General features: G+C 56.5%; 25 protein-coding genes. 12 read left to right on the top strand and 13 right to left on the bottom strand.

The genetic code is table 11. The annotated features are described in order from the left end of the window. The first annotated feature begins 71 nt into the window (after positions 1-71). The 5 genes from G7W63_RS17385 (at position 72) to G7W63_RS17365 (ending at position 7237) form a co-directional block, all read left to right on the top strand. Positions 72-617 (top strand): type 1 glutamine amidotransferase domain-containing protein, encoded by a 546-nt coding sequence (locus tag G7W63_RS17385; protein ID WP_166261329.1) that lies wholly within the window; start codon positions 72-74, stop codon positions 615-617. Between the two features lie 314 nt (positions 618-931). Continuing rightward, positions 932-2095 (top strand): hypothetical protein, encoded by a 1164-nt coding sequence (locus tag G7W63_RS17380; RefSeq protein ID WP_166261326.1) that lies wholly within the window; start codon positions 932-934, stop codon positions 2093-2095. 43 nt (positions 2096-2138) lie between these two features. After that, positions 2139-2876 (top strand): ferritin-like domain-containing protein, encoded by a 738-nt coding sequence (locus tag G7W63_RS17375; protein WP_166261322.1) that lies wholly within the window; start codon positions 2139-2141, stop codon positions 2874-2876. Positions 2877-2966: 90 nt separating this feature from the next. Then, positions 2967-6923, top strand: a complete 3957-nt coding sequence (locus G7W63_RS17370) for an AsmA family protein (protein ID WP_166261319.1) — start codon at positions 2967-2969, stop codon at positions 6921-6923. Continuing rightward, positions 6920-7237, top strand: a complete 318-nt coding sequence (locus G7W63_RS17365; RefSeq protein WP_166261313.1) for a BON domain-containing protein — start codon at positions 6920-6922, stop codon at positions 7235-7237. Before G7W63_RS17370 ends, G7W63_RS17365 begins: the two co-directional genes overlap by 4 nt. Before the next feature lie 56 nt (positions 7238-7293). Here G7W63_RS17365 and G7W63_RS17360 read toward each other — a convergent pair whose 3' ends face one another. Beyond that, complete coding sequence (locus G7W63_RS17360; protein WP_166261310.1) at positions 7294-7959, bottom strand: DVUA0089 family protein; 666 nt, start codon at positions 7957-7959, stop codon at positions 7294-7296. 176 nt (positions 7960-8135) lie between these two features. On the opposite strand from G7W63_RS17360, the gene G7W63_RS17355 reads away from it, so the two are divergent. Together G7W63_RS17355 and G7W63_RS17350 are read left to right on the top strand one after the other, a co-directional pair. Continuing rightward, positions 8136-8738, top strand: a complete 603-nt coding sequence (locus G7W63_RS17355) for a glutathione S-transferase family protein (RefSeq protein ID WP_166261307.1) — start codon at positions 8136-8138, stop codon at positions 8736-8738. Between the two features lie 29 nt (positions 8739-8767). Then, entirely contained in the window at positions 8768-9781 is a 1014-nt protein-coding gene (locus G7W63_RS17350) for an AI-2E family transporter (protein WP_166261304.1), read from the top strand. 95 nt (positions 9782-9876) lie between these two features. Here the strand turns inward: G7W63_RS17350 and G7W63_RS17345 are convergent, their stop codons facing one another. From G7W63_RS17345 to G7W63_RS17330, 4 genes are all read right to left on the bottom strand, one after another. Further along, positions 9877-11901, bottom strand: a complete 2025-nt coding sequence (locus tag G7W63_RS17345) for a CocE/NonD family hydrolase (RefSeq protein ID WP_166261301.1) — start codon at positions 11899-11901, stop codon at positions 9877-9879. A 43-nt stretch (positions 11902-11944) separates the two neighbouring features. Beyond that, positions 11945-13225 (bottom strand): ATP-grasp domain-containing protein, encoded by a 1281-nt coding sequence (locus G7W63_RS17340; RefSeq protein WP_166261299.1) that lies wholly within the window; start codon positions 13223-13225, stop codon positions 11945-11947. Positions 13226-13673: 448 nt separating this feature from the next. After that, on the bottom strand, positions 13674-14099 hold the full coding sequence (locus G7W63_RS17335; protein ID WP_166261296.1) for a CBS domain-containing protein: 426 nt from the start codon (positions 14097-14099) through the stop codon (positions 13674-13676). Positions 14100-14368: 269 nt separating this feature from the next. Beyond that, positions 14369-14635, bottom strand: a complete 267-nt coding sequence (locus tag G7W63_RS17330) for a CBS domain-containing protein (protein ID WP_166261293.1) — start codon at positions 14633-14635, stop codon at positions 14369-14371. A gap of 181 nt (positions 14636-14816) precedes the next feature. Between G7W63_RS17330 and G7W63_RS17325 the strand changes: the two genes are divergently transcribed. Further along, the gene (locus tag G7W63_RS17325; RefSeq protein WP_166261271.1) at positions 14817-15233 is read left to right on the top strand and encodes a ferritin family protein; all 417 of its coding nucleotides are present in this window, start codon (positions 14817-14819) and stop codon (positions 15231-15233) included. A gap of 24 nt (positions 15234-15257) precedes the next feature. On the opposite strand, the gene G7W63_RS17320 is transcribed toward G7W63_RS17325, so the two are convergent. The 5 genes from G7W63_RS17320 to G7W63_RS17300 all read right to left on the bottom strand — a co-directional run bounded on the left by G7W63_RS17320 (position 15258) and on the right by G7W63_RS17300 (position 19995). Then, positions 15258-15614 carry a YdbL family probable chaperone protein gene (locus G7W63_RS17320; protein ID WP_166261268.1) on the bottom strand — a complete coding sequence of 119 codons (357 nt, stop codon included), beginning with the start codon at positions 15612-15614 and terminating at the stop codon, positions 15258-15260. Positions 15615-15671: 57 nt separating this feature from the next. After that, positions 15672-15863, bottom strand: a complete 192-nt coding sequence (locus tag G7W63_RS17315) for a YnbE family lipoprotein (RefSeq protein ID WP_166261538.1) — start codon at positions 15861-15863, stop codon at positions 15672-15674. Positions 15864-15938: 75 nt separating this feature from the next. Next, positions 15939-18581: an intermembrane phospholipid transport YdbH family protein gene (locus G7W63_RS17310; protein ID WP_166261265.1), complete on the bottom strand. Its 2643-nt coding sequence runs from the start codon at positions 18579-18581 to the stop codon at positions 15939-15941. Positions 18582-18610: 29 nt separating this feature from the next. Further along, entirely contained in the window at positions 18611-18877 is a 267-nt protein-coding gene (locus G7W63_RS17305; protein WP_166261262.1) for a DksA/TraR family C4-type zinc finger protein, read from the bottom strand. A 143-nt stretch (positions 18878-19020) separates the two neighbouring features. After that, complete coding sequence (locus G7W63_RS17300) at positions 19021-19995, bottom strand: YihY/virulence factor BrkB family protein (protein ID WP_207308984.1); 975 nt, start codon at positions 19993-19995, stop codon at positions 19021-19023. 222 nt (positions 19996-20217) lie between these two features. On the opposite strand from G7W63_RS17300, the gene G7W63_RS17295 reads away from it, so the two are divergent. The 4 genes from G7W63_RS17295 to G7W63_RS17280 all read left to right on the top strand — a co-directional run bounded on the left by G7W63_RS17295 (position 20218) and on the right by G7W63_RS17280 (position 22351). Further along, a complete protein-coding gene (locus G7W63_RS17295; protein ID WP_166261259.1) occupies positions 20218-20373 on the top strand; it encodes a DUF1127 domain-containing protein in 156 nt (51 codons plus the stop codon). Positions 20374-20509: 136 nt separating this feature from the next. Beyond that, on the top strand, positions 20510-20698 hold the full coding sequence (locus G7W63_RS17290; protein WP_166261256.1) for a hypothetical protein: 189 nt from the start codon (positions 20510-20512) through the stop codon (positions 20696-20698). Positions 20699-20874: 176 nt separating this feature from the next. Beyond that, positions 20875-21570 (top strand): VWA domain-containing protein, encoded by a 696-nt coding sequence (locus G7W63_RS17285; protein ID WP_166261253.1) that lies wholly within the window; start codon positions 20875-20877, stop codon positions 21568-21570. A 46-nt stretch (positions 21571-21616) separates the two neighbouring features. After that, a complete protein-coding gene (locus G7W63_RS17280; RefSeq protein WP_166261250.1) occupies positions 21617-22351 on the top strand; it encodes a J domain-containing protein in 735 nt (244 codons plus the stop codon). Here G7W63_RS17280 and G7W63_RS20135 read toward each other — a convergent pair. The 3 genes from G7W63_RS20135 to G7W63_RS17270 form a co-directional block, all read right to left on the bottom strand. After that, positions 22348-22728 carry a hypothetical protein gene (locus G7W63_RS20135; protein WP_341273692.1) on the bottom strand — a complete coding sequence of 127 codons (381 nt, stop codon included), beginning with the start codon at positions 22726-22728 and terminating at the stop codon, positions 22348-22350. The genes G7W63_RS17280 and G7W63_RS20135 overlap by 4 nt on opposite strands. Continuing rightward, positions 22664-23701: an oxidoreductase gene (locus tag G7W63_RS17275; RefSeq protein WP_278185431.1), complete on the bottom strand. Its 1038-nt coding sequence runs from the start codon at positions 23699-23701 to the stop codon at positions 22664-22666. Before G7W63_RS17275 ends, G7W63_RS20135 begins: the two co-directional genes overlap by 65 nt. A 227-nt stretch (positions 23702-23928) precedes the next feature. After that, positions 23929-24351, bottom strand: a complete 423-nt coding sequence (locus G7W63_RS17270; RefSeq protein ID WP_166261247.1) for a DUF4383 domain-containing protein — start codon at positions 24349-24351, stop codon at positions 23929-23931. Positions 24352-24384 lie beyond the last annotated feature (33 nt).

The following is a 24384-nucleotide window of genomic DNA, read 5'->3' as shown; positions in this document are numbered from 1 at the left end:
GGCCGCTAAGCGCCGCTATCAGTTATGGTTAGGGGGTATTTACACAATGACCTGTACAGGAGGTACGCGTTATGAACGAAGCACCACTCAACGGTAAAAAAGTCGCCTTTCTAGCCACCCACGGTGTCGAGCAGATCGAGCTCACTCGTCCCTGGGATGACCTGCAGGGTGCCGGTGCGGATCCTGAACTTATCTCCCTGGAAGAAGGTGAGATCGACGGTTATCACCACCTCGACAAGGGCAAGAGCTTTCCGGTTGGCAAGACGGTATCCCAGGCCTCAGTGGATGACTATGAAGCGCTGGTATTACCGGGCGGGGTGGCAAACCCCGATGCCTTGCGCCTGAACGAAGATGCAGTGAACCTGATCAAACAGTTCTTCAATAAGGGCAAGCCCGTGGCCGCTATCTGCCATGCGCCCTGGACACTGATTGAAGCAGATCAGGTCCGCGGTCGCACTCTGACATCCTTCCCCAGCCTCAAAACCGACATCATAAATGCCGGCGGAAAGTGGGTGGATGAAGAGATGCACTATGAAGATGGGTTGATCACAAGTCGTAAACCCGACGATCTGGATGCGTTCTGCGCCAAGCTGATTGAGGTTCTGGCAGCCGCCTGACGTTCAAAGGGGCCCTGACTCACCCAGGCCCCGACCTTTTACTGACCTCTTTCTCGCACCAGGCCGCAGCTCTCAGGCCAATCCCAAGCGAGCCGGCTTGGTGAGTATGGCTTACCGACCAGGGGTAAGTTTTTCCGGTCTGTTTCAAAGTGGTACCGTTTGACAGGGGCTGCCGATAGGGCACGAACTTTGCAGTACAATTTCTGGGACACAAGTGTGTCAGCGTGACTAACCCGGAAAACGCTCCGTGAGATCCCTGTATTCGATCCGTGCGAGTAGGAATCACGAATAATTGACAAGTTTCAGGAGGAATAATGTCAGTTAACCTACTAGATGCCCGTGGCACCCCCCTTGATCAACAGCGCTTCACCTGGAGGGACCTCGTTCAGGACCCTATCAGCAAGCTTGATGATGACGCCTTTACCCGCGTGAGAATCATTCTCGCAAACGGACTGGAGCAGCAGGCGAACCGCTTCCAACATATGTGCTCACAGATGAACAAGGAATTGCGCGAGCCCCTGGCCATGATCCGCCGTGTTGAACACCATCAGCAGACCATGATCAACTGGCTGCTGTCATCGGATCACTCACCCATCGAGACCACCATCGGTTATGAACAGGTTGCCATTGAGGTCACAGCAGCCATAGCACAGCAGGAACCAGACCCCTACCTTGCACAGGTGTACCGGTTCGGTCTGCTGGAGGACTTCGACCATATGTATCGCTACTCTGCCCTGCTGGACCGGGTCGAAGGCAAGGACGCCAACAACATACTGCAGAGCTACACCGACATAGTGCCCGGCCGCCCAACCGTGGATGAGCATCGTCATCCCACTGACGACCTGAGGGATCACTACGATCGCAAGACCGCAGCCCCCGTATCAAAAATGAATGCTCTGACCATCATGTCCGGGGAATACCAGACCCGTGACTACTACATGAACATAGGGCCGACTTTTTCAGATCCGGTAGCGCGGCAACTCTATGCCGAAATCGCATCGATCGAAGAGCAGCACGTAACCCAGTATGGCTCCATCATCGATCCCGACGAAACCATGCTTGAGAAATGGCTGCTTTACGAAGCGAACGAAGCCTACAACTACTACAGCCTTCTTGAGAGTGAAACCAACCCCCGCATCAAAGCCATCTGGGAACGATTCCTTGAGTACGAACTGGGGCATCTGGACGTGGTCAAAAACCTGTTCAAGAAATACGAGCGCAGGGACCCGGCGGAGATTCTTCCCGAGGCCCTTCCGACACCAATTCCGTTCGAGAGCCAGCGGGATTTCGTAAGGAAGACCCTGGAAGAGGAGATCAACCTGCGGGCAAACGGTACCCAGTTTGTAGACAAGAGTGAGGAAAGCAAAGCCTCTCTGGACTATCGCAACCACATCAACTCGGAAGGTTCGCCAAGCGAAGCCGTGTCAGCGGGCTATCAGTGGGCGCCAGGCACCGAACTGGCAAGGAAGTCGTCCTGATACCACGACCAATCAGTGATGACCGTTTTCAAGGAGCAAGATGATGGAAAAATCCACACAGTTAGGCATGAACAGGACCGGCGCCGATATGTCGCCCATTCACAGCAAGGCCATGCTCAAAGGCCAGAGTCTTTTCAAGGTTGGCCCGATCGACTCAACAGGCATGGCAGCCATTCGCAGTAGCTATGTCCAGTTAAAGGAGCCCGTCGGTTCCGTTCCCCTACCCGGAACATTCAAAGGGGTACTGACCTCCGGCAAGGAAAAAATGACCGGCCACAATCCTGAAGTGCTGATCAACAAACTGGGAGAACGTCTGGCGTTCGAGCGGTCCGGGGTGCGTCTGTACGATGCCCTGATCATGAAGATCGAGGCGGATAAGGCAGACGAGGGCAAGGATATTGTTTCGATCAACCTGCTCAAGCAGTTCCGGGAAGAGGAATACGAGCATTTCCTGATGGTCAAAGAGGTCATGGAATCGGTCGGGGCAGATCCCACCGCACAGACGCCGGACGCAGATGTGGCCGGTCTCGCCGCTCTTGGGATTCAAAAGGTGATGACCGAACCCCGAACCTCGCTCAGTCAGTGCCTGGAGGCACTCCTGACCGCGGAAATGACGGATAACGGCGCCTGGGAGCTGCTGGTAGAGCTCTGTGAGGAAATGGGTCTGGACGATACCTCAGCAGAGTTCCGCCGGGCCCTCGCTCAGGAAGAGAAGCACCTCGAGCAGATCAAGAGCTGGGTTCGCCAACTCACAATGGGTCAGGCCGAAAAGGCATTGTAACCGGAGGGCAAAGGTCCGACATGGGTTTACCAGGGCCTTTGCCCTTACCGTGCCAGGCATTGGCTCTGAGCAGGAAGGGATACCTCAACGATGCGGCTCTTATCTCTGAAAAGAGTGTCCTGGTCGCTGTTTGGACTTCTGGTTTTTCTTGTACTTCTGGCTCTGGTGGTAGAGCTGGTGTCATGGAATTTCCTCAAGCCCTACATAACTGAGCGGGTCGAAGCAGCAACCGGTCGCGAGATGAACATCGACGGCGACATTTCACTCAGCCTTTTGCCCCGGCCTGAAGCGACGGTTAACGGCATAACCCTGGCCAACCCCGAGCGGGCAACATCTGAAACCATGGTTGAGGTGGGCCAGGTCAGTATCACTCCATCCTTGACAGCCCTGCTTACCGGCGACCTGGTCTTGGCCGACATAGACATTCGCCAACCAACGGTTTCTCTTGAGCAGATTGCGGAGGCTGAACCGAACTGGGTATTTACAGAAGCAGGCCCTGACAAGCCGGCAAAAGAGGAAGGCATCGAGACCAGCCAGACGGCTGACGGCGAAGCAGGCCCACCGATTAACTTTCGCGACCTCTCGATCACCGATGGTGAGGTCAGCTATCGACCCGCGAATGCTGACGAACCCCTTGTAGTCGCCATTCCTGACCTGCAGGTCGAGAATCAGCCGTCCGCTCTAAATGTCGACGGAGAGCTGTCTTTTAATGACCGCACGTTCAACCTGGACGCCCGGACCTCTTCCCTTGACGTGATGCTCGCCAACCTCGACCGGCCGCCCGGGGAGCGTCAGGAGTTTGAGGGCGAAGCCCAACTGAGCTTTGAGGACAGTAAGGCGCAGTTTGCCTTCGCGCTTCCGGAAGCACCCGCTACAGAGGTCCTGGGTGCTCAGTGGCACCTTGAATTGGACAACATTGAAGCCTGGAGCCAATGGCTTGGCCTGCCTCCCATTAAGCTTGAGCAGATTCAGTTCGAGGGTGATCTCGCCAAAGAGGGCTCACTCTGGCGCGCCAGGAACATTCTGCTCACCGGCGCTCAAAGCGAACTCGGGGGCGAGCTGACTCTGGATCTGGGCAGCGAACCGCTTGAGCTCAGCGGTTCTCTTGTGGCTCCCGTGTTGGATATCGTCGCACTTCAGAACGCGCTGCCTGAGTCACCCGATACTGATGAACCGCCAGGCATCTCGATACCTGTGCTTCCTGCCTGGAAGAGTTCCGTCGACGTTGCTGTGGAGCAGCTGATACTGCCCACGCTTGAGCTGAGTAATGTGCAAACCACAGTGACCCTCAGCGACCATAAGCTCGGCCTGTCTCCCTTGCAGGCAGAGCTCGCGGGGGGAATGATCGAAGGAGACGCCCAATTGCTGAGCAGTCCCGAGCTGGTACAGGCAGACGCCAGCCTGAACATTGAGTCGCTCGCCACTGAGGATCTCAATCTGCCCTGGTCAGGGGGAAAGCTCGGAGCGGAATTTGATCTTGCTATGGCTGAACTTGAGCAAAGGCCAAATCATCAGCTCGGGACACTACTGGCTCACGTCAGGGTGAGCCAGGGCGACATTTCCTATGCTAATGAAAAGCACAAAAGCCAGCTTGACGGATCACTCAGAGTCTCCGGAGAGACTGTGCCCAGGTTTGAGATGGACGGGCAGTTCCAGTCCAAGCCCATCAGCCTTTCGCTCGAAGGCGAGCCCCTGCCGGAGCTTGCGGCAGACCTCGAAGAATATGCTCTGGAAGCCGACGCCCGTTCTGATGAATTTGACATGGCTGCCCAGACCACACTGGGCTCGCTGATAGAGCCGAACACCATGGACATCGAGCTGGCCCTCAGTGACGAAGGCAGCCAGGGCCTTGAAGACTGGCTGGGCGTGGCCATGCCGCCCTTGCCGGCTTATCGGCTCGCGGGCAACCTTGAACGCGAAGGCAATCGATGGAGTGCCACTGAACTGGACGGCGAACTGGGCGGCGGGGATATCGGCGGCCAGGTTCACTACACCCATGGCCAGCAGCCGCTGCTTGAAGCAGATGTTGAGGCAGGGCGTATCGACGTTGCGCGCTTTACCGAGGCCGCAGGAGAGTCCGCGGAAACTGATGGAACCGGCGTGTCGGGCCAGACGGAGCCAGATGATTCCGCCGGGTCTCAGGGTAATCCTCTATCGGCTCTGCATAAACTTGACGCCGAACTTGAGCTGGACGCTGAGACACTGGTTCTTCCCGGCGGGCAGCAGTTCAATGACCTCAAGGTATCAGGCAATCTGAAAGACGGCGTGGCCGAAGTGCAGTCCGTGAGCTTCGGCATCGCCGACGGGTCGGTATCGGCCCAGGCGACTCTGGATGCCAACGAGCAGCCCGCGGTCGGGTCACTTAAGAGCGAATTCCAGAACATCGAGCTGGGGCAACTGGGGGAGACCTTCTCGCTCGTTGAGCAGCGTCTGGGCACACTATCAGGTGACCTGGCACTCAACATGACACAGGCCCGGGCCGACGCCCTGGACGACGACGTCCTATTGCCCTTCATTGGCCGCCTCCAGGTCGAGCCTTCTCGACTGAGGTTTACCGATGCCCGGTTTGATACGGACCTGACCCTGGAGTTTCAGACCACAGACCTGAGCCAGGGCCAGCAGAAGTTCCAGATTAACGGTGATGGCCGTTATGACGGCGACCCCTTTTCCCTTGATCTGGTGAGCGATCCTCTGCTCGACGCACGAGACCCGGACTCGCCTTATGCCCTTGATATGCAGGCCCAGGTGGTAGAAACCGACATTGACCTTGGCGGCACCATTCTCCAGCCTCTGGCACTGAAAGGTCTGGACCTGACGCTCTCCATGGAGGGACCTAACCCTGATCAACTCAGCCGGCTGTTCGGTTTCCCGTTGCCTACGCTGCCCCCCTATTCCGTCTATGGGGAGCTTTCGCTCCAGGATGATCGCTGGCTGTTCAAGGATCTGGCCGGCGAGGTCGGAGACAGCGACCTCAGAGGCCACCTGGCCTTTGAAGTGATTGATGAGCTCCCTCATCTGAGTGGAGAGCTGGCGTCCCGTTCCCTCGACATCGCCGACCTTGGTGGATTGGTAGGTGGCAAACCGACGCAGGACGACAGTGCCAGTGAGGACGCAAAGCCAGCGGAGCCAGACGAATCATCCGACGTGTTGCCGGACCAGCCCATTATAGGCGAGCGCTGGCAGACCCTCGTTGCCGATGTCAGCTATCGCGGGGAGTCAGTAAGGGCCGGTGGGGTGCCGCTGTCCAATGTGGTGATCGATTTTCGTCTCGAGGATGGCGGCGCCTATTTTGAGCCGCTGGCTTTCGGCGTGGGTGATGGAAGTGTTGATTTTAACCTCAATATTGCCGCCGATGCTGCGATACCGAACGGCACCATGGAACTTGAGGTGAACAACGTGGACCTGCGTGAAGTTGTCGGACACTGGGGCATAGCCGGCGACAGCGTTGGCCGCATTGGCGCCCAGGGTAAATTCTGGATCAAAGGCCGTTCGGTTGCTGAATTGCTCTCCTCGGCAGACGGCGGCCTGGTCATGTTGATGGCAGATGGTCAGCTGGACACACTGCTGATTGAACTGGCTGGTCTTGATGCCACAGAGTCAGTGTTCACCTGGCTCGGCGGCAGTGGCACAGTACCTATTGATTGCGCCTACCTCGACCTGACCGCAAGAGATGGCCTTGCTAAACTGGATACCTTTGTTCTCGATACCGCCGATACGAGTTTTACGGCAGGCGGGGAAATTAATTTCAATACTGAAAGCCTCGACATTACCTTGCAGGCGCATCCGAAAGACCCAAGCGTATTGGTCGGGAGAACACCGTTCCACCTGGGAGGCACCTTTGGCAATGTTGAGCCCGGCATCCATGGCGGAACCTTCATGACACGGGCGGCCGCAAGCGTAGCGCTTACCGCTGCTGCTGGTCCGATTGCCTCTCTGTTACCCCTGCTTGACCTTGGTACCGGTGCGGACCTCAATTACTGTGATGGACTTGTCAGTCGCTCCCGGGAAGCTATTAATGAAAACAGTGGCGATGGAGACAGCGGATGAATAGAAGACGCAGGTTAGTACCGGTATTGCTGGCTGGTTCGGCCTCACTTTTGATTCTGGGGTGTGCCAGTCCGAGGGGCAACGAGTCCGCCCAGCTTGACTACCAGGACAGCCCGGTAGCCATTGAAATAAAAGCCATGCTTCTGGAAAGCCAGAGTCTGAGTGGATCGGCTATAGACGTAAGCGCTGACGATGGCGACGTGGTACTGACCGGTTTTGTTGAAACCCGGGAGCAGAAACGTGAAGCAGAAGCGGTCGCAAATCGGCACGACCAGGTGGGCCGTGTCAGCAACCAGATAGAGGTGAAGAAGTAGTCCGCTGAAATTCCCGCCGAGCGGTCTTGAAACTGACCGCCCTGGGTTATTTTTGATCAGGCTCTGCTTTTGCTTCGTTTGAGTGCCATGGCAGCCAGACCGAGCCCCATCAGTATCAGGGGCGCAGGCTCTGGAACCTCTACCGGATCCGTAGGGTCTGTCGGGTCAGAAGGATCTGTCGGAGGCGTCAGGCTTGCCGAGTCGACCCCTGTCAGCCACAGACTCCACTCTCCACCAATACCGGGTTCATCGGTCTGACTCGCTGGCTGATCCCAGTTCTCCAGCGCAATTGCCGGGCGCTCATCAAAGAAGAACCCTTCACTCAGGCTGAGGTTGTTGGTGCCGCCAAACCGGAAATTGGCTGGCAGGTTATCCCAGGCGGTAAGCGTCACCAGATAGCTTCCGGCACTCAACCCCAGAGTCATCCCGGAATCCGACAGCCTGCCCTCCTGGCCTGGCCTGCGGAATTCGGAATCGTCGTTCAGACGAACCAGCATGTCGTTTGAGTCCCACAGCGATAGCACCGGGTCAAAATTGGCTCCGTCCTGGTATGAGTCAGTCCACAGACTGACGGTGTTCGAATTCTCGAGCGAAAAATAGCTGAAGACAATGTCTTTCTGGAAGTCGATCTCACCGGAAAGGTTAAAAGTGGCAGAATAGACAGAGCTGCTAAACAGAATGCAGCTTGATGCAGCAAGGAGAGCTTTCCCCAACGTTTTCATCTTGGTAATCCTTTACAAGTGAATGGGTAGGTCTTATTAAGCAAAGCTCGTTCCATCTCGCTCAAACCCTTGTATTGGAGCGCATTATTTGACCTTGTTTAACAGTTCATTGACAACAGTGTAATTAATGTCGACGTATCTCCCCATAAGGGCCATCTTTCAGACCTGGAGTTAACATGGACCTGTTTCTCAATTCCACTTCCCCCTACGCCCGTGTCGTGCGCATCGTGGCCGTTGAAAAGGGCCTGATCGAGGGTATATCCGTCCGCTGGTGTGATCCCTGGGCCGATGATCAAAGCCTGCTCGAGGCGAATCCAGCTGGCCGGGTGCCTGCCCTGGTTACGAATGATGGTGTATCCCTGTCTGAATCCTTGCTTATTGCCCACTACCTTGACGCCCAGGGCCATGGTCCAAGCCTGCGTCCTGATGACCTGGCTGTGGAGGTTCTGCATCTCTGCGGCCTGGGCCAGGGACTGATCGACGCTTCGTTCAATACCATCATCGCCCGCAAGCACCAGGGGTCTGAGGCAGACATCAGCATTCTGGGACGACGACGCCTGGCGGCTATTGAACGGACGCTGCAGGCTCTTGAAACTGAGGCAGCCTCAGGCGCTGCGTTTAAAAACATGACACTGGGTAGCATTGTCATCGCCGTGGCACTGGACTACCTGGCCTTTCGTATGCCTGAATTAAGGTGGCAGATGCGTTTTCCCCGGTTGCAGACTTGGCACGCCAGGACTACTGACAGGGAGAGCTTTTTCTGCACGGGCTTTGAATAACCAAAAACGTCCAGGGATAGGGAGAGACAATGTCTGAAGACTCAAGGACCGAGTTCGTACGCCGGGTTTTTATCGTATTCGCCGTTGCCGCCGGAATAGCTCTGGTCTGGTTTCTCGGGCCTCTGCTCATGCTTATCTTCGGCGGCCTGGTGTTCGCCCTGGTGATCAGAGTTGCGGCCGCACCTTTTTCCAGAGGCCTAAAAATACCTGAGCGCTGGGCAGCATTGATGGTCGTAGGCTTCATAGGTGCCGGCCTGGGGCTGACGGGTTATTTCTTCGGGACAGATCTGGCAGACAACCTGCAGGACCTTCGAAGCGAAATGGACAAGGCCCTTACGGATGTCGACCAGTGGTTAGCCAATATAGGGCTGGCAGAGTCGCTGTCCGCCATGGGCGGCGCCGCCGGTGACAGCTTCTCCCTGGCCCGTGTGATCAGCGTGGCAAACGCTACCGTTGGCTTTGCCCTGGACCTGATACTGGTGATTCTTATAGCTATTTACGTGGCCTTTAACCCTTCGATTTACCTGAAGGGCATCCTGGCGCTTTTCCCCCCAGCAAGCCGTTCACGCCTCCACACCGGATTAAAGGCCACCGACTACGCACTTCAGGGCTGGCTTAAAGGTCAACTGATCGCAATGTGCGCCGTGGCCGTGCTGACCGGCTTTGGCCTGTGGCTTCTTGGGGTTCCCATGCCATTCACTCTCGGGCTGATCGCTGGCCTGCTTGAGTTCGTTCCTATACTCGGCCCCATATTGGCTGCGCTGCCGGGGGTTTTGCTTGCATTCACCCTGAGCCCGACCACCGCAGCCTACGCTGCGCTTGTTTACCTGGTGGTCCAGCAAATCGAAAGTAATGTCATCATGCCCATCGCCCAGCAGTGGGCGGTTGATTTACCCCCAGCCCTCTGTCTGGTCGCAATCGTCATCTTCAGTGTCCTGTTCGGCTTACCCGGACTCCTGTTTGCCGCGCCCCTTACGGTAGTGATCATGGCCCTGGTGAAAAGCCTCTACCTGCAACAGGATCCCAAAACGGCAACCGAATAATAATGCAGCATCTCAGGCGCCATTCACACGGGATGACCGCAGCGCCCTGACCGCGCCAATCTATGGTCCCAGAGAGCCGGCCCAGGGCTACCCGGCTAAACCAGATCCCGAGGAATGGTATAGGCCCAGTTCTGACTGTAGAAGCGTACGTCATCCTCATACCCGTCAAGGTACGCATGTACCCTGAAGTTATGTTGGTCAGACGTCAGCACGGTTCTGGTGATCACTTCAATGTTCCAGTCCTCCCGATTGAAACATCGCCGTGTAAAGGTTTCGCCCCGGGCCGAGGTGACATCGTCCTCTTCCAGTGTGTACCGTTCTTCCGTCAGTCGGGTTACTTCCGTGCCGGTCTCATTAATACGGAACTTACCCTGGTCATTAAGCACCTCGAGCGTGCAGGTATTTTCAGCCAGATCCTTTATCAGGCGCCAGTTGTGGTGGCTGGGCTCCAGAAGTTTAACTTCCAGTTCCGGCGCCTGCTCTGGCTCCTCAAAGGTTATTTCCCGCTCCTCGACATCAGTTTTGCGTACTGGAAGGTGCAATGCACTGACCCCGGTTTTTATGCTAATCATGGTTTCCTGGGGCGGAGTCCAGGCCAGTGGCCAATAGGATGACGAAATCGATACCCGTATACGATGACCTGCCGCAAAACGCTGAGCGATGCCATTGAGATAAACCCGTGCCCGGTAGGGTTTGCCCGGCTCCAGAGGCTCGGGGTCAGCATCACTGTCCCGATGGGTCAGGTTAAGCAGGCCATAGGTGACGCGGGTCGCCTTTCCGTCCGGCGCAACGTCCGAGACCCTGACAGCCACCATCCCCCGGTCCCTGTTAGCGGACACTTCCAGATCGAGCCAGCTGACGCCCAACACCTCGATGGGGTTTGCGAGGGGCTCGGTATCAAATGTGAGGGCGCCACCATCCTCCTCACGCTGGTCTCCCGGCAGGTCCGGCGTTGCCCCATAAGAGCACCATTTACCCGCCGCCATGCCGAGGGTTAAGGGTGATTGGACGTCAAGCCAGGTCTCGTTTTTCGCATTGGTGCCCGGGTCCCCGATGCGGTCAAGGGTATCAAGAGGAAACCGCTCCTCCGTCACCCTGCCTGATGGCCACTCGTACTCGGCCACCCAGCGTCCGGGTCTGGTCTGATGTTTGGTGTTGGGGGGTGCACTGTCCTGCATCCAGGCACGTAACATGGGCTCATCCATGATGCCATTGTCCTGGTCCTTCAGCCAGTAATCCCACCAGCGCAGGACCTCCTGCAGGAAACCGATGGCGGGACCCGGGCTACCATGGTGTGGGTACTTGTGGCCCCAGGGGCCGATCAGTCCCTGCCGCGGCACATCAAGATTTTTTAACAAACGGAACACGGTATTGGTAAAGCCGTCGGCCCAGCCGCCGACGGCCATGACGGGGCAACGGACAGCGCTGTAGTCTTCGCATACCGAGCTGCCCCGCCAGTAGTCACTGCGGCGTTGATGCTTAAGCCAGGGCTCAAGCCAGAGGCCACTGCCCTCCAGACGCTCCATCCACATGTCGCGCCAGCGGTCACCAACGATTTTGGGGTCCGGCGGCAGGGAATTGAACGCGAACATGACAGTCGCCTCGGAGAGATTGTCACCCAGCAGGCAACCGCCCATGTAGTGCATGTTGTCAGCATACAGATCGTCACTTGAGCAGGCGCTGATGATGGCCTTTAGGGCTGGGGGGTTAAGGGCAGCCAATTGCAGGCTGTTGAATCCGCCCCAGGAAATACCCATCATGCCGACCTTGCCATCGCACCAGTCCTGTTCAGCCATCCAGGCGATAACGTCCAGGGCGTCTTCATGCTCCTGGCGGGTATACTCGTCGGTGATAATGCCGTCAGAATCACCACTTCCCCGCATGTCGACCCGAACACAGACGTAACCGTGACCGGCCATATAGGCGTGGTTAGTGGCGTCGCGCCCACGGGTAAGGTCCCGCTTTCTATAAGGTATGTATTCAAGTATGCCCGGCAGGGGCCGGGTTTCAGTCCCTTCCGGCATCCAGATCCGGGCCGCAAGCCTGGCCCCGTCCCGCATGGGGATGAACAGGTTCTCGATTATCGTTACTTGGTAGGGAAACGAGTCGACCGTTCTCACGCAACCTCCTTCTTCCCGTTGACTAATCTCGTGCCTTCTGCCCCTAACCTACAGGCCGTATCTCCACCTGCAAGACATCCAGACACTCATCGTAGCGTTTCAGCAACTCTTCCTGCGAATCTGCCCCCAGGTAGACTTCACCTAAAACATATTGATAGGCATCCTGGTTTACTTTCTCACTGAGCCGCATGCCAGGCTTAACGTCAAGTTTCAAATGCATGCCGGGGAACATCTGCTCAAGCTCCTCAAGCTCTTTGTCCGATGGGGTCCGCTCAACGATGCCGTCGTCCGGATGCATGATGGTGAACTTGGCAGCGACGTTATAGGGGCCTTCACCCTTTGGCAGGCGCGTCTCCTCTCCCAATGCTACTTCGATTGCCGTTGCATGGTTGGACATGCCGTCAACAAGAATAAACATTTCAGAGTGGGACTGGGAGATCCGCGTATTGATCTCGATCAGCCACAGTTGCTGCTTTTTCTCATCCCACATGAACTCAACGTTGAAACAGCCATTATCAAAACCAATGTGCTTAATGATCTTCTCGCTGGTATCAATGACCTTCTGCTGAAGCTCTTCCGATGCCGAGCTGGGGTACTCGAAACGGTCGATCTTGGTTCCGGTTTCATCTTTATTCACATCGATGACACCATTGATATCGATTTTGCCGCGACGGACCGAACCCTCCGGCGCGATCTGGGTACCATCGATGATTTCCTCTGCCAGACAGGTCATGCCGCCGGCATTCCTCAACTCTTCGGGTAACTCAATGTGGGCCAATGCTTCATCAAAGGCACTGCCTATCCGCCCTATTCCCTCCCTTGTTTTTTCGATGGCGTGATCAAAGTCGGCCTCACTTTTGATCAGGAATCCCAGTTGAGAAGAAAACGATTTGACTGGTTTCACCCAAAACGGAAACTCCAGATCGATCTCGGCCCGGGGATCCTCCGCGAAGGGGTCAAAGTTGCAGAATTTCGGCACTACGTCCGGCACGGCCTTGGCCTGCTCCAGCCGACTCCAGTATTTATGTTCACATTTCAGCACACTCTCCAACGAAGGCGCTGGAACACCGAACTCCTTGCCTAGAATGGGTGCGAGTACGCTGCTGGGAAAGTCCCAATGAGCAATAATGGCGTCAACCGACACCCCTGCATCCTTGATCTCCGACCGTGACTGCTCGAGCAGTCTGTCGAATTCAATCTCTTCTGCCTCAACCAGGGTCGGTATATCCAGCACGTTGTGGAACTCGTAGTTTTCGGCGTTCCGAACAGTTTCGAGTTCTTTCCTTTGAAGGTCGTCCATGGCTAATACAAAGATGTGCTTCATGGGTCATGGTCTCCGGTCAGTGCACTGGAACCCGGTTGGGTGGGCCCATGCCAGTGTTTGAATTCAGGGCGTGCAGTTCTAGCCGCAGGCTCAGCCATAATCAAAGCAACCTGCGAGCCAACTTCTATAGCCCTTCAATAGCGGCATGTCGATTACCTCTAACTCTTCCGGATCGGTAAAATCTGGAAAACCAGTGCAAAAACGTCGGGTATACTCCGCCAAGCGAAACGCTTCACTACAATGAGGGCACACCCAAAAATGCTGAGGCATTGCGGGGTTCTACCAACCTATTCACGCATAGGTTGGCAAACTTCCTGGTGGATCAAGCAAATGCTTTTGCGAGGATGGTCGGCACACACTGTGGCAAATAATCTGTGGCAGGTTATGGAAGGGAGGCCACGGGGCAGGCTTTGACAGCTGCCCCGCTCACTTCAGGTCAACCCGGGCGTCAGGCAGCTCTGCTCTCTGCGGTCACGCCTTTGAGAATTCTACCGGCAACGTCGGCACTCAGATGCTGCGCCATGTCGCCAATACTGACCACGCCTACCAGGCGCTTGTTGTCGTCAACGACGGGCATGCGCCTTACCTGCTGCTCGGACATATTGCGGGCTACATCGTCGACGTCCTGGCTTTCCTGGCAATAAAGCACCTGGCCGGTCATGATATCGCCGACGCTCGTGCTGTTCACATCCTTGCCCTTGCAGACGCCACGCACAACGATGTCCCGATCTGTAACCGTGCCCTTCAGCTCATCATTTTCGCCTACCGGCAGGAAGCCCACGCCGTCGCGCTCCATCTTCTCGGCGGCTTCCTTGAGGGTGGTTGAGGGGCTGATCACATCAGCCTTTGGATTCATCACGTCCTTAATATTCATTCTGATCTCCTTTTCTTTAACGAATCGGTGAGCACTGTAGAGCTTTCATCTTGATGGACCGTAAGAGAGAAAGCTTTCCGAATGCATGCAAATGCTTTACCACTTCAGGAAAGTGAGGAGTCGGGCGCCTGCCTTGCCTGAGCCAGCTTGCAAATGCCCGGGATCGAGCTTTTTTGCGGGAAAAAATGCAATGCTCATGCAAGTTTTTCCGCATCCCACAGGTTAGAATGTTTTATCAGGGGCATCAGATGTACTTGTTGCAGCGGTGGTCATGCTGGAGAAATAGGATCGCTTGCCGGGAATGTCTCATCCAGTGCTTCGTCCACTTCATTCTCCAGCCCGCGTTCCAGATTGCTGCTTGCTGACGTCATCCGTGGGTTTATCTGACCCTGATGAAGGACACCGACGGGCCGGCCAGACTCGTCAACCACTACAAGCAACTCATGGCCTCTCTGGAGCAAAGACTCTGCGTATTCTATCGAGTCCGATGCCCTGACCATTTCAATGCCGCGCTCCATCACTTCCCTGACCTGCATCTGGCACCTCACTGGTGATCGTTTGAATCATGCTAGGAAACATCACACATAATCTTTCTAGCAGAATTCATGCCACGATATATTTTCGTAAAGCTGCAAACCTGGGCTTCAGATCGGCATTGTGCTTGCTTGGTTGGTACCCAAACGGATGAAAACCGAGTGTCAACAGAGGATGTGTTTCATGGTGGACTTTACAAAGTCGGTAAACAACCAACAGATGGTGGACGGGTTGAATAAGGTGCTGCGGCTCAACCGGGAACTGGCCTCCCAGTGCGAGAGCGCGAAAGGCGAGATATCAGACCCGGACACCAGCGACCGTATTGAGCGGCTCCGGCAGATGCACGAAGATCACATCGAAAAAATAGGGCAAAGCGTTCGGTTTCTTGGCGGTGCACCCCGGGATTCGGGCTTCCGATTGCCTAAAGTTGGCCTCCAGCTGGCCCATAAGGACGATCAGGCAGTACTCTCGTCTCTGGAGGCCGGTGAAGAAAAACTCCACCAGACCTATAAAGACACCATCCTTCGTCTGAGTGCCAGTGGAGAGGTTGTCCAGGTGCTTAACGAAGTTCTTGACGAAGCCCGGGAGCGAAAACTCTGACGGTGCTTTAAGTTCCAGACCGGGTTACTTGCGCTTCCACTGGCCATCAATTTCCACAAACTGGCCGGCAGGCGTTTTCTCTATGGCCTTCTGACCTGCAACTGTCTCCACCTGAGTAACCGGGATATCATGTTTTTGGGCGATGCGGGCATATTCCTTTCGCCGTGCTTCATTAATTACCTCCACAACGTCCTCGGCCTGGCCATTGGAGCCGACAACTTTTAGGTAACCGCTTTGGGTCTCACCCACCTGGCCCTCCGTTTTTACTGTTTCAAGCTGATTTTTTGCCTCTTCGAGGCTCATGGCCAGGACATTACCGCTGAGGCACAGTGCCAGAACAAGCCCTGACAAAAGCGTCGCTAATCGCATATTCAAGTTCATTTCATGCTTCCTTATCCACGCCCACAAGATCCGCACACAACGGTCCTGGGTAACTGATCAAAACAAGCCTTTTTTACTGAAAAGTTCATCCACGTCTTTGTCCACCTTGACGTAAATTTCATGCTGGATCTTCACGTTCAGGTTCACGGTTATGGGTTCCTTGGGCGCGGCCATCTGCACCGTTGGCGTACAGCCGGCGGTGAGAAAGGCCGAGACCAGTAGCCCGGTAAAGCATGCCCGGAAGTCCATCTCGGTTTCGGGCCTGGATAACATCATCTCAATCTCCTCGTCGACCGGTTGTGGCCCTGGTGAAGCATGACATTGTCAGTCGGCATCTGATTCCCGTTTCCGGATCAGTTCCCTGACCTTCTCGGTCACGGCTTCGTTAACCCGGCCACTGAGCTGCAGGCTGGTCAGCAGTGCTGGGATGTCTTCTTCTACATTTATGTTGAACACAAGCGGATGACCATCACGTACGTCCGGATTCTGGCCTTTCAGGTGGAGCCCCAGGGTGAGCTTGCCATCCTTTTTGTAGTCTATCGTGGTATTAAGCACTGAATAGTGGAAGTTTGCCAACGCATCCGCCACCAGGCCCATCGCCTGATTACCCCTGGCCATGGCCTGAAGCCGCTCGGCGGGTAGCTTCAGGACTCCGCCGGGAGCCGTTGCCATAACCTTACCGCCCTGCACCCGGATACCGTCCGGTCCCACCAGCAATGGCAAAAGACCGGTTAGCCTGCCGGTTCCTGACAGCCCTTCCGCAGGATAGACCGACAGCAGTTCGCCCAGATCTATGCGGTCCAGTTCAATATCGACCGCCAGAGGCCAGGATGCCAGATCAAACTTGCCGGGAATAGCGCTGGCCCTACCCCCCAGCAGGGCTGCGGTGGCCTGCTGCACCCGGAGCTGACCCGCTTCCCACTGGTCAGTCTCAGCCTGGTAGCTGGCAGATAACGTAACCGGGCCCAATGCTACCCCCGGGTTTACCTGTGCCAGGGTGAGGCCCTCCGTGCCTAAGGTAAGCCGGTCATCACCAAATTCAAGATCCAGTGTTCCGTCCAGTCCACTCCAGGCGGTGCGATCATAGAGTCCGGCCAGCCGGTGGAGCCCGAGCTGGCCATCAGCTTCTGGTTTGCCCTCTTCGACCAGCCGGAGCTGCAGGACGGCTTCCAGCCTGCCCTGGCTGAACACCAGTTCCTCTGGCCAGTTTGCCAGTGTCCTGCCCAGAGCTTCACTGCCGGCCTCCCCGCTAACCTCGACCCGCGAGCGCATGATCAGTTCTGAATCAGGGCCATAATTCAACTCGAGGCTGGCCGGTAGTCCGGCGTCTGAAGCCAGTGTGCCCTCGAGCAAGGCAGACTGACCGTTTCCTGCCATATTGCCGGAGAAAGACCAGGACTGGGTCGCGAAAGCCGGATGCCTGAACCGGCGGGCATCCAGAGTTAAAGGCCCTTTGAAAGACAGCCCAGAATCGGATTCAGCTGCGCCATAGACCAGCTGCAGCTCGAGTGAATCCAGCATGGCCTCAACACCATCCACCCACAGGGCATTGGCAGCATCCGGCCCGTCTATATGGGGAACCTTCAGCCTGGAACCCTGACCGAACCTCAGTTTCAACTTTTCGGAATCCGCTTCACCCTGGCCATTAAACCGGGCTTCCGGGTTCCGCAAAGTCCAACTGCCCACCTTGAGATCCGGCATCGACGCTTTCGCGGACAGGTTCCGGAACATCGCACGCCATGGTCGGCCGGTTTCAACGCCGAGGCCGGTAGTCAATTCCATCTGTGATCTGCCTCGACCGGTCAACTTCAGTTGTAAGGGCAAAAGTGAGGCTTTTGGGGGAAACAGAGCCGGGTCGCCGGGATTCAGTTCTATATTCAGGGCCTCGGGCCTCAGAGGCAGAGGTATCTCCGTGATCCACCCGGCCAGGTTGGTCAGCTTCAAGTTGGCCTCTGCAGTCTGAGGTGACCATCGTCCCTGATCTGCCAGTGCCTCCAGTTGAATACGCCCCTGAACATGTCCGATACCTGGTAAGGGCCAGGGTTGAGGCAGGGATGCATTCAATGACAGGCTGCCTGAAAGCTCAGCCAGCATAGGCTCATCCAGTGGCGCCACCAGGCTCCAATCAAGGTTGATACTGGCGTATTCCGGGGCCGGCGGCGGGTTCAACGGCGGCATTGGCAGCCATTGCCCAAGCCAGGTCAGCATCCAGTCCGTCTGCGGCAGCCTGGAAACTGTCAACTCTCCCTGCCAGTGCCCTTCTCCCGGAACCTCATGACCGGTGCTCGTGCGCCAGCTGGTCACAAGCCGGGCATGTTCGGAATCATTGATGGCAAGAGTTGCCTGCGCTGTATAACCCGTGTCGGAGCCGCGACCAGCCTCGGTCTCAAGACTGAGCATCTGACCTTCGTGGCGAAGCCTGATCTGGGCAGTTGCAGGCAACACGAGCGGACCAAAGAGCGCCGACGCCGAACCATGCAGACGGCAGCGGCCAGCCACACAGGGGAGCTCGGCGTCGAATTGGCGGATGGTTATCCGTCGTGGCAGCCAGCCTGGCTTGTCACCGGCGAGGTCGAGATCAGGCAGAGCTGATTCATGGGCGGGCTCTCCCTCAGTCGACTGATCCGTTTCGTCATCAGAGCCTTGGGATCGCTGGACTCCGTCGACCTCCAGCCGGCTGATGTCCAGCGTTTCAACCCCGGGGCCTGTCCACTGCCAGCCTATTGTCAGAGACAGTGTTTCGGCTGCAACCTTGGTCTGTGAGCGGGGCGCCCTGTGCACAAGACTAAAACGTTCAAACGCCAGGCTGGTCAAAGTCAGGTCCATACCAGACCATTCGAGCTGCTCGATCCCGTTTGCCTCAAGGCTCTCGGATACCGCAAGCCATACCCAGGCTGCCATCACGATCACCAGGAAAGGCACTAGAAGCACCAACACCATCAGGCCAACCCTGTGACGGCGACGCATTATATTACCTCGGATAAAACAGACAGAGTCTAGCGCAGCTGGCTGTCTTTACTGCCGCGCCGATTATAACCACTGAAACGGGTCTGGTTGCGGTCCTGTTCGTTCTGGCAGGCAACACAGAGCCGCACACCTTTCAGCGCTTCGCGTCTTGCCTGTGGGATGGCAGCGTCGCATTCTTCACAGTGGCTGAGGCTTTCTCCCCGGGGTAACTGATCCCTGGCGCGACGAAGGGCATCGTCCACAGTGCTGTCTATCTGCTCCTGCACCGCACCCTCTTTCGCCCATCCGTTGGCCATGGCTCCTCTCCTTCTGATTGCGCCCGACTGTTTGGCTTTATCCTAACGCCCAACGCCTGGTATGGCTATCCAGCGGCCCTTGATACGAATGTGCCGGTCGACGACACAGACAAGTTCAAAGCCAGGGGTTTTGCCCAGTCCACTTATGGCTTCTCACCAAGATGGTCAGCTACGTGAGCGCCTCGCTCTCCCATGGGGCGCTCTTCACCTACGGTGGTGTCCTGGGCGGTCTGATGCTCCATCTCGGCATCGAGCTGGGCCCCGAGCAGAAAAATGAAGGCCGTCAGGTAAAACCAGAACAACAGGATTACCACAGCCCCAACCGAACCGTACATTTCATTGAAGTTGCCGAAATTGGACACGTACCAGGAAAACAGGCCCGACATGGCAAGCCATGCTACCACCGCAAAAATGGCGCCAGGGGTCAGCCAGCGCCATTGTGCTGAATGACGGTCGGGACCAAACCGATAGATTCCGGTCAGCGCAACCATCGCAATAATGGCCAGAATCGGCCAGCGCAGGATATCCACCAGCAGGGCGGTAACCGTACCCAGGCCCAGGATACCCAGCAGAGCCGGGGCCGCAGCAATGACTGCCAGTGAAACAATAAAGAAGAGAATCAGGGACACGGTAAGGAGCAAACTCATCAGTACCTGTTTGATTAACGAGCGATCATCATGCTCGTTATAGACCACGCCCAGCGCGATTGTCATGGCAGCGGTGCCTCTCCGGGCGCTCCAAAGCGCAAGCGCCAGACTGAAAACAACCCCGAACCCCAATGCCGAACTTGAACTGCCGGTAAGCGTATTGGTCTGCTCCACCAGCAGCGCCCTGGACTCCTCTGGCAGAATATCCGTGTAGGCGTTTACCTGAGCCTGGGCCTGCTCAGGATCAAGAACAAGGCCATAAATAGACAGAAACGCGGTAATTGATGGGAAAACGGCCAGAAGAAAATAGAAGGCAACCCCGGCTGCAATAAGGCTCAGGTTATTGTCCCCTACCGCGTCCTTTATTCTCAGAAAAATATCCCGCCAGCCTTTGCGCGGAATTTCCCCGGGAACCGTCGCCGAACGGCCACGACTCTTATGTTCCGAATTCGACCTTGGAATCTTGCTCACCAGCTCCTCCTTAAGTCTGTGGGCAATACGATGCCAAGTTAACACTCCGGTGGCACGGGTTCCAGGCTCCCTTTCCTGCTTGACCAGCCACTGTTGAGGCAGTGCTCCGGAGGCCTTTTCCGGTGGTGTTGCGCCTTCTGCGTATAGTGTGCTAGCGATCTGGTCGCTAATATATAGGCAGCTAACTTAATTAAGCTCCACTGCCTGCCGAGGATTAGGGCCATGATCAAAGAGATAAGAGCGACCCAGCGCATCTGGCGGAACCGCATAACCACTCGTAATCAACTGAAACTTATGGATAAGCGGCTTCTCAGGGACATTGGCCTGAACTCCATCGAAGCGGTCAACGAGATAAGGAAGCCTTTCTGGAAAGGCTGAAAAACGGCGAAAATATCAGGACCTGTATACTGCGTTTTCGCACGAATATATGAGTTTTAACGTATTTATACTGCAAATATAAAGCTATACAGTGCAAGCCATCACATCAGCCACTACCACATGGAGGCGAAGAGCCATGACAGTAAAGCTTCACAGCAACACCCCCAACGTTCCCTCCAGCCTCCTGCACAGCAGTCAGGATGTCCGGGCAGAGTACACCCGGGTAGCGGCTCGCAAGGTCACTGCCAACGTCAGGAAAAACCTGAGCCAGATGATGCGGGGCATGCGCTCGAAACCCCTCGGCTCACATCAAAGCGCTGTCTGAGCACGCGGACAGGAATCGACTTTAAAGGGCCCCAAGAGGGCCCTTTTTTGTGGCTGCCGCACCGCTTTTTCCTGATCTGGCATTCAATGCCGGAGGCCCGCCCTATCTGTGAATTGACGCAGCTTTCCTCTAATCTTTGTAGGTACCACTTTTAACGGCTGGAGATAGCCAAGACCATGTCCGACAAAGAGCTGCGCAAAACCGCTGATAAGCAGGCTATTGATCGTTTCCTCCACCAGGTGCGTTCAACGCCCAAACCCTCAACCGAACAGGGGCGCCTTATATTTGCCCTGGACGCAACCGCAAGCCGGGAAGCAACCTGGGACCAGGCATGCCACCTTCAGAGTGAGCTGTTCCTGGCCACCAGGGACCTGGGGGGGCTGGCAATCCAGCTCTGCTACTACCGTGGTTTCGGTGAGTTCAAGGCGACCCGTTTCGTAACGCAAACACAGCAGCTACTGGAGCTGATGAACGACGTTTCGTGCCGGGGCGGCAGAACCCAGATCGGTCGCGTACTTGGCCATGCGCTGAAGGAAACCCGGAGCCAGCCGGTGAAAGCTGTTGTGTTTATCGGTGACTGCTGCGAAGAGCCGGTGGACGAGCTCTGCCACACAGCAGGTGAGCTGGGCATGCTCAAGACCCCGGTGTTCATGTTTCATGAGGGCCAGGAGCCGCACGCAAAGGCGGTTTTCCAACAGATCAGCAAGCTTTCAGGAGGTGCCTATGCACCCTTTGACCGGAGCAGCCCACAGTTGTTGAAGGATCTCATGGCGGCTGTTGCTGTCTATGCTTCAGGTGGTGCCAAAGCACTCCAGAACTTTGCCACTACAAGCTCGTCTGAGGTAAAACGCCTGACTCGGCAGATACGCTGAATCAGGCAACTCAACCCGGCGCTCACTCTGAAAATGGGGATAATCTTTGCCACTCACGTTACTGGTCATCGTGCTTGCAGTCGTTGCCTGGCTATGGATCCGCAACCAGCCTCCGGGTCTTCGCAAACCGGCAACTATCAAACTGCTGCTGATCGCCGCAATCATTGGCCTGGGCCTGCTCGCCCTTACGGGTCGGCTTTATGTCGTTGCGGGCTTGCTGGCCTTTCTGTACCCCCTGCTCCGGCGTTTTCTGCCCGGCCTTATCCTCGGCCAGATTGCCCGGGGCTCAGGGGGAGCTGGCAATGGAGGTAAAGCCAGTTCTGGCAATCAGTCCCGTGTCAGCACAGAACTACTCGACATGACTCTTGATCACGACTCCGGAGACATGACGGGGAAGGTCCTGAAAGGGCCCATGGCTGACAGGAGCCTGTCGGACCTTGGAGAGGCCGAGTTTATTGACCTACTGCAGTATTGCCGGGAACAGGACGTGGACTCGGCACGCCTGCTGGAAAGCTACCTGGACCGTCGATTTGGAGACTCCTGGCGAGCCGACGATCCCGGTGATCAGACAGACCAGGAGGGAGGCACGGCGTCACGCAACCAGAGCGGTGAACTTACCGAAGCCGAGGCCCGGGACATCCTTGGTGTCGATGCCGGAGCCAGCCGCGATGACATCATCCGCGCCCATCGCAGGATGATGCAGAAAATGCACCCGGACCGGGGTGGCAGTACTTACTTTGCCGCGCGCATCAATGAAGCCAAGGCCAAATTGCTGGGTTAGGCGCCAACTGGTGTTGGGCCGGGTGACGAGCGTCTCCTCGCCTGCCGGACTTTGAAAGCTGTCCGCATCTCGTCGGCAAGATACGCCCGAAAAGCGCCTAGCACACCCAGCTTAAGGTCCACAGGCTCACCATCGGCGAGGTGGAAAATCTGCTGGTAGTACCAGGCCTGTCCGCCTATGACATTGATGACTTTCAGGGGCATCAACGGGCTGGCAGGCGAGAACAGACCCTTGCTTGCCAGATGCAGGTGGTTTTCATGGCTGGCAGCGGCCTCGATCCGGCCCTCCATCAGATCCCGAGGCGTGTCGGGATCAGTGCAGAGGGGACGCCCCAGCCCGATCACATCCGTGGTACCTGACGCCAGCGCATCTTCCATGATGGCTCGGGTGCGGAAGCCCCCAGTCACCATCACCGGGAACTGACACACTTTGCGGATGGCTTCGGCGTAGTCGAGAAAGTAGGCCTCCCGTTTGCGGGTGGTTTCCCGCTTCGGGCATCTCTTCCCTGACTGTGGCCCTGTCTCCGGTATGACCCAAAAGTCTGGGCTGCTCATAGGTACCGCCAGAGATCTCAAGCAGGTCGACAGATTCTTCATTAAGCCACTCCACCAGCTGCAGACAGTCTTCGTGGCTGAAACCGCCCTTGCGAAAATCATCGGAATTGAGCTTCAGGCCCACAGGAAAACCGGAACCAACCGCAGCCCGGACGGCCCGCAGGGTCTCCAGCAGGAAGCGGGTGCGGTTTTCAAGGGATCCTCCCCATTGGTCTGTCCGTCTGTTTGTAACCGTGGAAAGAAAAGACGACAGCAGGTACCCATGTGCAGCGTGAACTTGAACACCGGTAAAGCCCGCATCTTTGGCCACGCGGGCTACCTTCGCAAAACGGGCGATGTAGTCTCTTATCTCAGCTTCCGCGAGGGCCCTGGGGCGGGCGTAGTTGCCCAGTAACTTAAGCTGCACGGCCGAAGGACCTACAGGCTCACCGGTAACATAACGGGGCGACTGGCGACCGGCATGGGAGATCTGCATCCAGAGGTGATTGCCATGCCGGGTGCCGGCGTCCGCCCACGCTTTCAACTGCGCCATCCCCCCGGGCTCGCCCGCATCAGGCACCGGGTCAATGGCAACGTTACCGGGACGTTCCAGAACGTTGCGATCGATCATGACATTACCGGTTATGAGGAGACCCGCGCCACCTTGGCTCCAAAGTCCGTAAAGCCGCTGGTGACGCACCGTAGGTTGTAGATTTGTGTCCGCAATGCCTTCTGTCATGGCGGCCTTGGCAATCCGGTTGGGCAGGATAGCACCGCAGGGTAAATGAAGGGGGTCCGAAAGACGTACAGCAGGCATAAGGGCTCTCCGCAGGCAGGTGATCCAATAGTACCGGAGCCCGGCCGGGGCACCCAGAGGAAATACCGTCTCAAGAGGCCAAACCGAAGGGTGGAATAACGATCACGGGATTGAACGGCGGGGGCGTGTGCGCATGAGAACAATTTCGGCCCCTGGTCCGGATCGACCTGCCAGGAGCCTGCCTTTGTTATGAGGAATCAGTCGGGTCGGAGTTCTGCTTCAGATCCTCAGGCTTTCCGAGGCTCACCCTGCGCGTTGGCGAACCAGCCAAAGTATGCACCACCTGCGGCCAGTATCAGATGCAGCCAGATGTTGTGACCGTACAATGGCACGAGCCCGAAGGTGGTTTGCAATACCGGTATAAAGCCCATAACCACAAAGACGGCGTATACAACCGCGACAGCACGGGCATAGGTTACGGCGGGTTTCAGTGCCTTATAGGCCACCAGCCCCCAGATACCGAAAATGATGTGCACAAGGTTGTGAAGAACGTTAACCGGGAACAGACCCAGTAACAGGCCGGAACCGGCTGTTATCGCTAGTTCCGGATCTGCCAGTCCGTGGGCTGAGAGAAAGGCCGGCACGAAGCCCAGAATGCCGACCGCAAGAAATACAATTCCGTAAACCAACGCAAAATAGCGAATAGCCATAACTATCTCCCTGTATTGTCAATTCGTTCGCGT

Source organism: Marinobacter salicampi (assembly GCF_011074795.1).
Taxonomy (GTDB): domain Bacteria; phylum Pseudomonadota; class Gammaproteobacteria; order Pseudomonadales; family Oleiphilaceae; genus Marinobacter; species Marinobacter salicampi.
Note: the sequence above shows the minus strand (reverse complement) of the source record. Positions and strands in the feature narration are given on the sequence as shown.